15 protein-coding genes are annotated in these 12,755 nt (G+C 58.3%); 1 reads left to right on the forward strand and 14 read right to left on the reverse strand.

Annotated elements, in window-relative coordinates; all coding sequences use genetic code 11:
• Window positions 1-103: 103 nt before the first annotated feature.
• From FX155_RS00905 to FX155_RS00925, 5 genes are read right to left on the reverse strand one after another with little or no spacing between them, the layout of a single operon-like run.
• A complete protein-coding gene (locus FX155_RS00905) occupies window positions 104-505 on the reverse strand; it encodes a zinc ribbon domain-containing protein (protein WP_022487216.1) in 402 nt (133 codons plus the stop codon).
• A 9-nt stretch (window positions 506-514) separates the two neighbouring features.
• A complete protein-coding gene (locus tag FX155_RS00910; protein WP_022487215.1) occupies window positions 515-2,041 on the reverse strand; it encodes a hypothetical protein in 1,527 nt (508 codons plus the stop codon).
• 57 nt (window positions 2,042-2,098) lie between these two features.
• Window positions 2,099-2,728 (reverse strand): endonuclease III, encoded by a 630-nt coding sequence (gene nth, locus FX155_RS00915; protein ID WP_154487380.1) that lies wholly within the window; start codon window positions 2,726-2,728, stop codon window positions 2,099-2,101.
• The gene (locus tag FX155_RS00920; RefSeq protein WP_022487213.1) at window positions 2,728-4,089 is read right to left on the reverse strand and encodes a PFL family protein; all 1,362 of its coding nucleotides are present in this window, start codon (window positions 4,087-4,089) and stop codon (window positions 2,728-2,730) included. The genes nth and FX155_RS00920 overlap by 1 nt, the downstream gene beginning before the upstream one ends.
• 12 nt (window positions 4,090-4,101) lie before the next feature.
• Window positions 4,102-4,371 (reverse strand): ACT domain-containing protein, encoded by a 270-nt coding sequence (locus tag FX155_RS00925; protein ID WP_022487212.1) that lies wholly within the window; start codon window positions 4,369-4,371, stop codon window positions 4,102-4,104.
• A gap of 608 nt (window positions 4,372-4,979) precedes the next feature.
• On the opposite strand from FX155_RS00925, the gene FX155_RS00930 reads away from it, so the two are divergent.
• The gene (locus FX155_RS00930) at window positions 4,980-5,855 is read left to right on the forward strand and encodes a phosphoribosylaminoimidazolesuccinocarboxamide synthase (protein WP_022488227.1); all 876 of its coding nucleotides are present in this window, start codon (window positions 4,980-4,982) and stop codon (window positions 5,853-5,855) included.
• Between the two features lie 476 nt (window positions 5,856-6,331).
• Here FX155_RS00930 and FX155_RS00935 read toward each other — a convergent pair whose 3' ends face one another.
• From FX155_RS00935 to FX155_RS00975, 9 genes are all read right to left on the reverse strand, one after another.
• Window positions 6,332-7,096, reverse strand: coding sequence for a 5'-methylthioadenosine/S-adenosylhomocysteine nucleosidase (locus tag FX155_RS00935; RefSeq protein WP_154487382.1), 765 nt, complete (start codon window positions 7,094-7,096; stop codon window positions 6,332-6,334).
• Between the two features lie 4 nt (window positions 7,097-7,100).
• The gene (locus tag FX155_RS00940) at window positions 7,101-7,823 is read right to left on the reverse strand and encodes an SIMPL domain-containing protein (RefSeq protein ID WP_022487274.1); all 723 of its coding nucleotides are present in this window, start codon (window positions 7,821-7,823) and stop codon (window positions 7,101-7,103) included.
• Window positions 7,824-7,889: 66 nt separating this feature from the next.
• Window positions 7,890-8,420: an RrF2 family transcriptional regulator gene (locus tag FX155_RS00945; protein ID WP_022487273.1), complete on the reverse strand. Its 531-nt coding sequence runs from the start codon at window positions 8,418-8,420 to the stop codon at window positions 7,890-7,892.
• Window positions 8,421-8,477: 57 nt separating this feature from the next.
• Window positions 8,478-9,395 carry a thioredoxin-disulfide reductase gene (trxB, locus tag FX155_RS00950; RefSeq protein WP_022487272.1) on the reverse strand — a complete coding sequence of 306 codons (918 nt, stop codon included), beginning with the start codon at window positions 9,393-9,395 and terminating at the stop codon, window positions 8,478-8,480.
• Window positions 9,392-9,718 carry a thioredoxin family protein gene (locus tag FX155_RS00955; RefSeq protein WP_022487271.1) on the reverse strand — a complete coding sequence of 109 codons (327 nt, stop codon included), beginning with the start codon at window positions 9,716-9,718 and terminating at the stop codon, window positions 9,392-9,394. The genes trxB and FX155_RS00955 overlap by 4 nt, the downstream gene beginning before the upstream one ends.
• Before the next feature lie 463 nt (window positions 9,719-10,181).
• Entirely contained in the window at window positions 10,182-11,492 is a 1,311-nt protein-coding gene (locus FX155_RS00960) for a Na+/H+ antiporter NhaC family protein (protein WP_022487270.1), read from the reverse strand.
• Between the two features lie 60 nt (window positions 11,493-11,552).
• On the reverse strand, window positions 11,553-11,987 hold the full coding sequence (locus FX155_RS00965; protein WP_022487269.1) for an OmpH family outer membrane protein: 435 nt from the start codon (window positions 11,985-11,987) through the stop codon (window positions 11,553-11,555).
• Window positions 11,988-12,121: 134 nt separating this feature from the next.
• Complete coding sequence (locus FX155_RS00970) at window positions 12,122-12,322, reverse strand: heavy-metal-associated domain-containing protein (RefSeq protein ID WP_022487268.1); 201 nt, start codon at window positions 12,320-12,322, stop codon at window positions 12,122-12,124.
• Between the two features lie 42 nt (window positions 12,323-12,364).
• Window positions 12,365-12,655 (reverse strand): metal-sensing transcriptional repressor, encoded by a 291-nt coding sequence (locus tag FX155_RS00975; protein ID WP_022487267.1) that lies wholly within the window; start codon window positions 12,653-12,655, stop codon window positions 12,365-12,367.
• Window positions 12,656-12,755 lie beyond the last annotated feature (100 nt).

Consider the following 12,755-nt stretch of genomic DNA (forward strand, 5'->3'; position numbering starts at 1 on the left):
ACTGGTTGGATCAGGAAAAATGCATTCAGGGTTTACTTATGGACTTGATTATACACTAATTATAGCGCAAAGGGAAGCCCCCGGTTTTCTGAAAATTGGCTTTTTACCATCGGATGAAAAAATTTCGAAAAAATGTCCATACCAGCAAAGCCCCCAGCCCCACCAGCAGGAAGCCCACCAGGGTGGGCAGAAGCAGCACCACGGCCAGGATCACCGCCGCTGCCGCCAGTACCAGCCGGCCGTTCAGCTTCACCAGTTCCCAGAGGGACCGCCATTTTTCCTTTTTGGCGGCTTTTTCCTGCTGCCGCCGGATATCCTCCTGGTCGTACACCTTCCAGTCCCCCCGGGGTTCTTCTTCGGTGCCCGTTTCAATGGTCATCCCGTCGAAGGCATCCCGTTCTTCCGCACTCATCACCTGGGCTTCCACATCCTCGTTGGGGGTGCCGCAGCCTGGACAGGCTTCCAGGTCATCAGGATATTCCAATCCGCAGTGTTTACAGATCATGGTCTACTCCTACGCATATCTTGAAAACATCATCAGGAACCCCATCTCGTTGAGATACCGGGGATCCGAAGGCTCCAGCTGCAGCCGGTCCCGGATTTCCGTATAGGCACGGGTCAGATCCCGGTGGGGCACTCCCCCGATTTCCGCCAGGAAAGGCAGTTTCCGGGCCGCCCGCTTCTCGTTGATCTCCAGGAAATTCTCCACCAGGGCCGCCGCCCACACCTGGGGCTCGTACTGGTACAGGGCAGGATACCCTTCCCGGAAATCCTCCCACATGTGCCGGACCAGCCTTACGTCGTTCTGGCCCCGGTCTCCCACCAGGAGGATCTCCTGGGCCAGGCACTCCACCATGTCCATGTCTTCCGCCAGAGGGCCGGGGATATAGCCCTGCTGCCTGGTTTCATAGGGGAACCGGCAGGCTGCCGGGTTCCGGGCCATTTTCAGCAGCAGGCTCCGGCACACCAGTCCGTGGCGGGCCATGAACTGGGGCCAGTCCGCCCCCGGGCACTGGACATCGTACCACCGGAGACATTCCTCCAGGAGTTCCCGGAGCCGTTTCCGGGCCAGGGGACGCAGGGTGCGGCTCTGGAGGCAATTCATGCCCATGCTCCGGTTGTAGAACACATGGCCCAGGATCACCCGGTCCCCCACCGGATCATCCCCGGTGAGATGGAAATTCAGGTTGTACATATCCCCGGTAAGGAAATCCCGGCACAGGAACCGGCTGTTGTCCATCATGTCCTCCACGGTGAACAGGGCCAAAAAGCCGGTGCTCAGTTCGTTGACCATCTGGGGATGGTCCGTGTCTCCCCACTGGCGGAACATTTCCAGGGGAGTCAGGTCGTTGCCTGTCAGGTGGTAATCCATCAGGAAATAATCCCAGAACCCCTGCCAGAAGTCCTCGCCCGGGTCGTTTTCCAGGTCCAGCATGCCCAGGGCCTGTTCATACAGGGTCAGGGCCCGCTGGAAATCCCCGTCGAATTCCTCCTTCTGGTAGAACCGGCGGAGCTCTTCCATGATCCCCCGGACCGCTTCCCAGGCGTTCAGGAACACCTGGCCTTCCGGAGGCGGGGCGCTTCTGGCCTCCCGGTCCTCTTCTCCCGGCAGGTAGTCCCCGTACTGGTCGATGATCCCCAGGGTGCCGTCGTCCCGGAGCAGCAGCTGGGCCGCCAGACGGGGGGCCAGGGCGCTGGCGATCCGTCCCTCCTGTTTCAGGAACAGGTAGAAGGACCCCAGGGTATCCAGAAAGTCCCGGACGGATTCACAGGACACCTGGAAATCCACCACGTTCCGGCCGCACCAGGCCACCAGATCCACAATGTCATCTTCTGTCATTTCATACAGATTGATTTCTCCGTTCTCTGCGTAGATGCACAGCATCAGCAGCTGGTTCCACTGATGCTGCATGGCGGCATCGGTGCTGCCCTGCCAGGCCAGATGGCGGAAATAGGCTTCCGCATCGGTCCGGGCCAGCACCTGGTCCCAGCCAGGGTCGTTGTTGTAAAAGGCTGCTATTGCGTCGTAGACATTTGCCATTGCTTCTCACCTTACTCCATCAAGATTTCCGTCGCTTTTCCGTCCGCGTTCCCCCGGTCAGAGGACACGGGAAGGACACAGGTCCACTACAGGGCACTGGGTGCACTGGGGCTTCCGGGCTTTGCACACCTTCCGGCCGTGCCAGATGAACCAGTGGTGGGCTTCCCCCCATTGGGCCCGGGGGATCAGTTCCATCAGGTCCTGTTCCACTGCCAGGGGTTCCTTGCCCTCTGACAGTCCCAGCCGGTGGGCCACCCGGAACACATGGGTATCCACGGCGATGGCCGGCTGGCCGAAAGCCACGCTGAGCATCACGTCGGCGGTCTTCCGGCCCACACCCGGCAGGCTCAGGAGACTTTTCATATCCTGGGGCACTTCCGAATGGAAGTCTTCCACCAGCTTCCGGCACAGACCCAGGATATTCCGGGCCTTGGACCGGAACAGGCCGCAGTCCCGGATCCTGTCTTCCAGCTGTTCCTGGGTCAGGTCCCCCAGTTTTTCCGGGGTGTCCAGTTCCGGGAACAGCCGGGCGGTGACCTTGTTCACCCGTTCATCGGTGCACTGGGCGGAGAGTACCACCGCCACCAGCAGTTCAAAGGGGGTCCGGTAATGGAGGGCCGTGCCCTGGCCCCGGTAGGTCTCCTCCAGTTTCTGGAGGATGGCCCGGACCCGTTCTTTCTTTCTCATCAGTTGGTCAGGCTCCGTACCGGTGCCGGGATCCGGCCGCCCCGATGGATAAACACATCAGGCTTGAAGGAATTCACGGCAATGATGGGAGCATAGCCCAGGAGACCGCCGAATTCCACCTTGTCCCCTACCTTCTTGCCGGGCACAGGGATCAGCCGGACGGCGGTGGTCTTGTTGTTGATCATGCCCACAGCTGCTTCGTCGGCAATGACGGCGGAGATGGTTTCCGCGGTGGTGTCACCGGGGACGGCGATCATATCCAGGCCCACGGAGCACACGCAGGTCATGGCTTCCAGTTTTTCGATGGTGAGAGACCCTTTTTCCACTGCCGCGATCATGCCCGCATCTTCAGACACAGGGATGAAGGCGCCGCTGAGGCCGCCCACGTAGCTGGAGGCCATCAGGCCGCCTTTTTTCACCGCGTCGTTGAGCATGGCCAGGGCCGCCGTAGTGCCCGGGCAGCCGCAGGATTCCAGGCCGATCTCTTCCAGGATGTGGGCTACGGAATCCCCTACCGCCGGGGTGGGGGCCAGGGACAGGTCGATGATCCCGAACTGGGTGTTCAGCCGTTTGGCCGCTTCCTGGGCCACCAGCTGGCCCACCCGAGTGATCTTGAAGGCAGTCTTCTTGATGGTTTCCGCCACCACCCCGATGTCTTCTCCCCGGACCGCTTCCAGGGCGTGCTTCACTACCCCGGGGCCGGATACCCCTACGTTAATGACGGTTTCCGGTTCGGTGACCCCGTGGAAGGCCCCGGCCATAAAGGGGTTGTCCTGGACCGGGTTGCAGAAGATCACCAGTTTGGCGCAGCCCAGGGCATCCTGGTCCGCGGTGAGACGGGCAGTTTCCTTCACCACCTGACCCATTTCCCGGACCGCGTCCATGTTGATGCCGGCCTTGGTGGAGCCGATGGCCACGGAAGAGCACACGATGTCCGTGGTGGACAGGGCTTCCGGGATGGATTTGATCAGAGTCCGGTCCCCGTGGGTATAGCCTTTTTCCACCAGGGCGCTGAAGCCGCCGATGAAGTTGACCCCTACGGCTTTGGCCGCGTCATCCAGGGCCTTGGCCAGAGGCACGTAGCTGTCGGTTTGGCAGGCTTCCCCCACCAGGGAAATGGGAGTGACGGAGATCCGCTTGTGGATAATGGGCACCCCCAGTTCCCCTTCCAGCTGTTCCCCCACCTTCACCAAGTCTTTAGCCTTGGTGGTGATCTTGTCATAGATCTTTTGGGCGCAGACCTTCACATCCGGATCCGCGCAGTCCCGGAGGCTGATCCCCATGGTGATGGTCCGCACGTCCAGGTTGTTCTGGGTGATCATCCGGGTGGTTTCCAGTACGTCTTTGATTTCGTAGAACATGGATGGGCCTCCTTAGATCCGGTGCATGGCCGTAAAGATCTGTTCGCTCTGGACCCGGATTTCCAGACCCAGTTCTTTGCCCAGGGCGGTGGCCTTTTCCTTCAGGTCTTCCACAGAAACCTGCGCGTTGTCCAGGTCACCGATCAGAACCATATTGAAGAATCCGTCATCAATGTTCTGGTTGATGTTCAGGATGTTCACATTGTTGTCAGCCAGCAGGGTGCTTGCCTTCGCGATGATCCCCACTTTGTCCACACCGACGATAGTCATAACAATACGCATAAATAACAACCTTCCTCTCTTAGAGACTCCGGAATTGCTTGATCAGCTGGAGTTTACAATTTATTATACGATAAATTTTCACTGGCTTCAATGTTACTGAAGGAATCCACAAGGATTTCACGATTTTCCGCGGAGGGTGGAGTAAAGAGGGGAAGAGGGGGGACGGTCGGCTTCCGTCCCACGGCAAATGGTCTTGAACAGAAACGCAGCCCTCGCTGCTAACCCACCACCATTGCGCAGGCGCAACGGTCCCCCGCCCTTGTAAAGGGCGGATAAAAACCTCGGGACATAAAGTCCCTCGTTTTGAGGTACGCGCAATCCTTCGTTTAAGGGTATGCAGACTTACTGCCCTGGTGCCCTAAGCAATGGGCCGCTGGCCCGAGCATATATCCGCCCTTTTCAAGGGCGGGGGACCAGCCGTCAGGCTGGTGGTGGGTTAGCAGCGCCAGCTGCGTTTCTCCATTCCATTCCACTTACCCACCTCCCCATTCCGTACCATATGAAACAAACATTCCCACCCATAATGAGAAAATTATTCGACGAAATCCCCTGGCTGTGATATGATAGGGATACAGGATTTTACTGTCTATATTCAAGGAGGATGGATCATGCAGGAATACAAACCCGTTAAATCTGGGAAAGTTCGTGAAATCTACGATCTGGGCGACAGCCTGATCATGGTGGCTTCTGACCGGATCTCCGCGTTCGACCACATTCTGAAAAACACCATTACCGACAAAGGGGCCGTCCTGACCCAGATGTCCAAATTCTGGTTCGACTATACCAAAGACATCATCCCCAACCACATGATCAGTGTGGACCCGGCGGATATGCCTGAATTCTTCCGGACTCCGGAATTTGCCGGCAAGAGCATGAAATGCCGGAAACTGAACATGATCCCTGTGGAATGCATCGTCCGGGGCTACATCACCGGCAGCGGCTGGGAATCCTACAAGGAAAACGGCACCGTCTGCGGCATCAAAATGCCCGAAGGGCTGAAGGAATGCCAGAAGCTCCCTGAACCTCTCTTCACCCCCAGCACCAAAGCAGAACTGGGCGACCATGACGAAAACATCACCGAAGAACAGTGCGTCACCTACCTGGAAAAGATCTTCCCGGGGAAAGGGGCCGAATACACCAAGGCCATCAAGGACGCCACCATCGCCCTGTACAAGAAATGCGCCGACTATGCCTATGAAAGAGGCATCATCATCGCCGACACCAAATTCGAATTCGGCCTGAACGAAAAAGGCGAAGTGGTCCTGGGTGACGAAATGCTCACTCCCGACAGCTCCCGGTTCTGGCCCCTGGCAGGCTACGAAGCCGGCAAGAGCCAGCCTTCCTACGACAAACAGTTCGTCCGTGACTGGCTGAAGGCCCATCCCAACAGCGACTACCTGCTGCCCCAGGATGTAATCGACAAGACCATCGCCAAATACAAAGAAGCCTACGAAATGCTCACCGGAAAGAAGTTCGGGGAGTAATTGGAAAAAAGGCGCTGCGGAAGCAGCGTCTTTTTTTGTCAGCATTCAATGGCCGAAGGAAACCATCTGCCAAGGGCAGATGCTGCTGAATGGAAACGCAGCCTTCGGCTGCTAACCCACCACCATTGCGCAGGCGCAACGGTCCCCCGCCCTTGTAAAGGGCGGATAAAAACCCGGGACATAAAGTCCCTCGTTTTGGAGTACACCAAGTTCTTCGTTTTAGAGTACACGGATTTATTGGGCTTGGTGCCCTGAGCAATGGGCGTCAGCCAGAGCGTATATCCGCAAGAAGGCCGGAATACTGGTCGAAAGCTGTAGGCTGCAATGGGCCCCAGGCCCGAGCATATATCCGCCCTTTTCAAGGGCGGGGGACCAGCCATCAGGCTGGTGGTGGGTTAGCAGCGCCAGCTGCGTTTCCATTCAAAAAATTTGCCTGCAAATTTTTCCTTCGGCCCGCGGCCCCTGCTCTTCCCTCTTCACTCTGCACTCTTCACTACCCTTACCACCCACTCCTGCACCGCCCGGGCGGTTTCCGGGTCGAAGGGGCGCCTGGTGCGGTTGTTGTTGGAGATCACCCGCAGGGCGGCAAAGGGAATTCCCATCCTTCCGGCGGTATCCCCGGCTCCGGCAGTTTCCATCTCTTCGCACAGAGCCCCGGTGTTCGCCTCCTGGTCCCGGATAGTGTCCGGGCAGTCGTTCCACCGGTCTGCAGAGGCAATGGTCCCCAGCACCACCCGGCCCCGGGTGTAGGCCGTGCCCCAGCTGTCCAGCCACCGGACCGCCTCCCGGTCACAGGGATGGAAAAAGGGCCGGTCCCCGGTGAACTCACTTTCCTTGCTTTCCCCTTCCAGGGCCGCCAGGTCCAGGTAATAATCCTTCCCGTACCGGGACTGGAACAGGGCGTTCCCGTTGAACCACCGTTCCCCCACCACCAGGTCAAAAGGCTCCAGGTCCACCGGATATCCCCCGGCAGTCCCCTGGTTCAGCACCAGGGCAGGCTGGAACAGGGTGCAGCCAAGGGCCGTGGCAGCAGCTGCGGCGGCGGTGCCGATCCCGGTCCGGCTCACCACTGCCTGTTGCTTCCCCAGTTTCCCGGTCCAAAAAAGGAAATCCCCCTGACGGACTTCCTGGACGTTTTCCAGGGCCTCCCGGAGCACTGCCACTTCCAGCTCCATGGCCCCCTGCAATAAAACCGGCTTTTCCTGTTGGAGAAAAGCCGGTTTTTTGTTGCTCCCTGCCATCCTGTTACTCCAGGGTCAGGGCGAACAGGGTGTCCACCTGCACGGTCACCGTCAGCGCTTTGGGCGCCAGCTGGGTGGAAGCGGCGGCACTGTCCGCCATTTCCATTTTGTTCATCCGGGCCAGGAGCACCGGCTGGGCTACCGCTATGGAACTGGAGGGAATGCTGGCCTGCCGGAGCACGCCGAGACCTCTGCCCCCGGCATTGGCCACAGCCTGGGCGGTATACCGGGCGTTTTCCACGGCCTGGCCCAGCAGCTGCCGTTTGATCAGGTCCTCATTCTGGAGGCCGAACCGGACTCCGTTCAGCCGGTTGGCGCTTTCCAGCCCCTTGTCGATCAGGTTCCCCAGCTGGTCCAGGTTCTTTTCCTTCACTTCCCAGGCCCCGTACACCTGGTAGCCGGCCAGTTTCTGGCCGCCGTTTTTCGGATATTCATACCGGGGAGACACATTGTAGCTGATGGTGGCAATATCGTCCCGGGCCACCCCCTGGGCCAGCATGCTGTTGATGAATTTCCGGCTGGCTTCTGCCCCTGCCTGCCGGACTTCTTCCAGGGTGGCGCCCTGTTTTTCAAAGGCGAAGTTCACCGTGGCCATGTCCGGATCCACGGTTTTGCTGGCGGTGCCAGTGATCTGGATGGTGTCCAGAGGCTGGTCCGCAAAGGCCGGTGCTGCATGGAGACTGAAAGCCAGGACAGCTGCTGCCAGGAATGCTCCGATTTTTTTCATAGGATCACCTCATAAGAAAATTGTGAACATCGATATTATACCACACTTTTGCAGAAAAATGACCGGTCAGTCACAAGTTTCCTGTTGTTTTTGTTTTTCTCCGGCGGACTCCTCCTCCAGAGCCTTCTGCCAGGCCGGGCAGTCCCCGCTGATGGCCCCGTGGCATTCCTTCTGGCTGTGGCGCTGGGTTTCCACGATTTCTTCCGTTACATCCCCCAGGGTGATCCCCTTCAGATGATCCATGCACAGCCGGTCCAGTTCCCGGTACAGGGAATCGAACACGGAAGACATGCCGCTGGAGATGAAGCAGTTGTTCTCCTCGTTGCCGCTGCGCCATTTGGTATCCACGAACACCGTGCCCATGCCCTGGGCGATTTCATACAGGGAGACCTTTTCCAGTCCTTCGCAGGGGCAGTAGCCCCCCACATGGCCTTCCCGGGTGGTGATGATCCCCATTTTCTTCAGTTTGCCCATGATCTTCCGGACCCGGGCCGGATTGGTGCAGATGTTTTCGGCCAGTTCCTCGCTGGACGCCAGGCACCCCCGGTGGGACAGGTAGACCAGCGCATGGACGGCCACAATAAAATCACTTTTCATAATTGCTCGCAAAGCAGGCCGGACTGTGCCAGCCTGCTTCCCTCCTCTTGTATTCCTTTATTTTTCGTTGAGATATTCCTCGGCGAAATGGACGGCCACGGCCCCATCCGCTGCTGCGGTGATGATCTGGCGCACGGCCTTGGTCCGCACATCCCCTACGGCGAACACCCCGGGGACGGAGGTTTTGGTGTCTTCCCCCGCCACAATGTAGCCGTTTCTGTCCGTTTCCACCTGGCCCTTCACCAGGTCGTTTTCCGGCAGCTGGCCGATGGCCACAAAGAGCCCGTCCACCGGCAAGACGGATGTTTCTCCGGTCTTCACGTTCTTCAGTTTCAGCCCGGTAAGCTTCTTGTCCGCCTGGAGCCCGGCAACCACACTGTTCCAGATAATCTCCACCCCGGCATCCTTCAGCCGCTGGAGATAGACGGGAGTGGCCCGGAGGGTATCCCGGCGGTGGATCAGGTATACCTTGCTGGCCAGTTTGGCCAGGTACAGGGCGTCCCCTACGGCCGTATTGCCCCCGCCGTTCACCGCCACCACCTTGTCCTTGTAGAAGCTGCCGTCACAGGTGGCGCAGTAGGCCACACCCCGGTTCACCAGGCCGTCCTCCTGGGGGATCCCCAGTTTCCGGGGATGGGCCCCGGTAGCCAGGATCACCGTCCGGCCCAGGAAAGTGCCTTCGGAAGTTTCTGCCACTTTGGGGTTGGCGGAAAGGTCCAGCTTGGTCACTTCCGCATACACCGTTTCCGCACCGGCCTTTTCCGCCCCTTCCTGCATCCGTTCTCCCAGTTCGAAGCCGTCCACCACTCCCGGGAATCCGGGATAGTTTTCCACATCACTAGTGGTGGCCATCTGGCCTCCGGGAGAGAGTTTTTCCAGCACGGCGGTGGAAAAGCCGCTCCGGGCCCCGTAAAGAGCCGCCGTATAGCCTGCAGGGCCCCCGCCGATGATCAGGATGTCATAGATTTTGCTCATAATACCCCTTTCTCCTGGAGCCAGGTCTTCACCGCCGCCTTGGAAGGCGGGTTCACCAGCAGTTCGCTGCACTGGCCTTCCTTCACCAGCATCAGGCTGGGGATGGTTTCGATCTTGAACTGTTCCGCCAGTTCCCGTTCTTCGTCGATGTTCACGGCCCCGAAAGAAACCTTGTCGGCGATTTCCATGGCCAGCTGGCCCAGAGCCGGTTTCAGCCGTTTGCAGTAGCCGCACCAGGGGGCGGAAAAGCCCACCACCATGGGTTTGCTGCTGTGGAGCACCTCTTTGTCAAAATTGTCTTTGGTAATATGTAAGAAATCCATAAGAATAACCTCCTTGAAGGACCCGTTGGGATCTGTGATACTGTAATTTTAGCAAATACAGTTAAGAAAGTCAAGAGGGGGATGTTGCACATAACGTGCAACACCCCCCTGGTCGGAAGTCAACAGTCATCGGACGAAGGAAGGAATCTGCAACTGCAGGTTCCTGTGAATGGAAACGCCGCCTCCGGCGGCTAACCCACCACCATTGCGCAAGCGCAACGGTCCCCCGCCCTTGTAAAGGGCGGATAATCGCTCGGGCCTTTGGCCCATTGCCTTTTTTATCAGGAAAGTACAAGGGCGCAAGCCCGCGTACTTTCTATCCGCCCTTTTCAAGGGCGGGGGACCAGCCGTCAGGCTGGTGGTGGGTTAGCAGCGTTAGGCTGCGTTTCCCTTCCAGGAACCCGTTCCCGGGTTCCTTCCTTCGTCCGCTGACCGCTGACAGGCTGCAGCCCCCGGCAGCCTTTTATTTCCCCTCATGGGTCCCCAGCTGGATGGTCACGCAGGCGGCGATCAGCAGGGCGTACACGTAGTAGCAGTACTTCATTACGTCCAGGGGCGAAGTGCCTGCCAGCTGGGTGACGATGAGCATGCCTCCGTCGTGGGGCATGACGCACAGGAAGCTGCAGGCGAAAATGTCTACCAGGCTGGCCAGCCGTTTGGGCGCGATGTCATACTTCTTCCCGATCACCTTGGCAATGGGACAGGTGACGATAATGGCAATGGTGTTGTTCACCATGGCAGCGGACAGGAGCCCGCTCAAAAGCCCGATGCCGTATTCCGCCCCTTTCCGGCCGTGGATCCAGCCGGTGATCTTCCCCACCAGCCATTCCACGCCCCCGTAGTACCGGACCAGGCCGATGATCCCGGACACCAGGATGGCCACCATGCTGATGGAGAACATGTCCGCCATGCCATCTCCCAGCCCCTTGGCCCAGCCGAAAATGTCCACGGTGCCCTGAAGGAGCCCGATGCACCCGGTAAGGAGGATCCCCCCGAAGAGCACCAAAGCCACGTTGATCCCCATCAGGGCCAGCACCAGCACCACCACATAGGGCAGCACCTGGAGCAGGTTGTAATCCCCCACCTGGATGCCTCCCTGGACCTGGCCGCTGACCAGGTAGAACAGCACCAGGCTCACCAGGGCTGCCGGCAGGGCAATGGCAAAGTTCATCCGGAACTTGTCCTTCATTTTGGATCCGCACCCTTCCGCCGCCGCAATGGTGGTGTCAGAGATCATGGACAGGTTGTCCCCGAAATAAGAGCCGCAGATCACCGCAGCGCACACGGCGGCCGCGTTGAGTCCCGCCCCCTGGGCCACCCCGATGGCCACCGGAGCCATGGCGGCAATGGTGCCCATGCTGGTGCCGATGGCAGTGGAAATGAAGCAGCACATCAGGAACACCCCGGGAATCAGGAAGGACGGCGGCACGAACTGGAGACAGAAATTCACCACGGAAGTCTTCCCCCCGATGGCAGCCGCTGCCCCCTGGAACCCCCCGGCCAGGAGATAGATCAGTACGATCATCATCACCCCGGAATCTCCCATGCCGGTGCAGAAGACTTTCAGTTTTTCATCGATGGGGCCCTTTTTCCACAGCATAAAGGCCACCAGGGTCCCGGCCAGAAGGGCCACGTGCCGGGGCAGGAAGCTGAAGGGCTTGGGGATCCCCAGCAGGGTAAAGGCCAGCCCGCAGCCGATGTACAAAGCCAGGAAGACAATGAGGGGCAGGAAGGCCACACCCCCCAGGTTGCGGCTGTCGTCATTTTGGTTCATTGTTTTTTCCTTTCCAAATGCAAAAAAGGTGCTGCCAGGCAGCACCTTTCCGTGTCCGATTTATTTTGCTCCTACGGCCTTCATCACATCGTTGGTGATGTCCACGCCGCCGTCAACTACGGCACCGGCGCTGAGAACCGTGTTGATGCCCTTTTCCTTGGCCACTTTGTGGACTGCGGTCAGGATCTTCTTCCGGATAGGATCGAACAGATCCTGTTCTCTCTTGGCAATCCGTTCGGTCAGGGTGTTGTCCAGGGCCCGTTTGCCGTTATCGTCCAGGCTGGGGGCCTTTTCCTGGAATTCCTTCTGGGCGTTCTGCTGTTCCAGGCTCATGGCAGCCCGGGCAGAGGCGAAATCAGGATGGTGGGAGAATACGGTATTTAAATCCACATAACCGATGGTTTCGGCAGCATAGGCCGTAGCCGGAACCAGGGCGCCAGAGCAGCCAACGCACACCAGCAGGGCCATAACCAGGGCCATCAATTGCTTTTTCACTGAAAATCATCCTTTCTTCTGTAAGAATCCTTCTAAAGCAACAGCGAATCTAACAGGAGTCATTATATCATGAGTGGTTTTCGGACGCAAGCGAAAAAGGGGGTGTGGATTTTCCACACCCCCGGCCCCGGCTCTCACGCCAATTCATACCCTGCTTCTTCGATGACCTTCTTGAATTCATCCTGGGGGATGTCCCGGTCAGCGGTCACTTTGGCAGTGCCTTTTTCCAGGTTGACGTCCACACTGGATACGCCGGCCATGGCGGCCAGGGCATCATGGACGTGTTTCTGGCAGTTGACGCACATCATTCCATTGACTTTCAGTTCTTTTTCCATTACAGTTCCTCCTTCAATTTCCACAGGCAGTACGCCGTTTTTTCATTTCATCAGTTTCTGCAGGGTTTCGCACAGTTCGTCCACTACAGAATCGTCCCCGGCCCGGATGTCGTTGACCACACAGCTTTTGATGTGGTTGGCCAGGAGCTTTTTGTTGAAGGCATTGAGGCCGCAGGTGATGGCACTGACCTGGGTCAGGATGTCCACACAGTACCGGTCTTCTTCCAGCATTTTTTTCACTCCCCGCACCTGGCCTTCAATCCGGTTCAAACGGGTGATCAGGTCCTGATAATCCTTCCCATTCTTGTCCCGCATTGTCTTCAGATGTTCCATGGTACTATACCTCCGTTACGTATATTGTAGCCATGGAAAAAGGGATTGTCAAGTGACAATCCCTTTTTGGTCAGCAACCGATGGAAGCCAAACGCAAATG

Origin of the sequence: Acidaminococcus fermentans (assembly GCF_009696675.1) — a bacterium.
Classification (GTDB): Bacteria; Bacillota; Negativicutes; order Acidaminococcales; family Acidaminococcaceae; genus Acidaminococcus.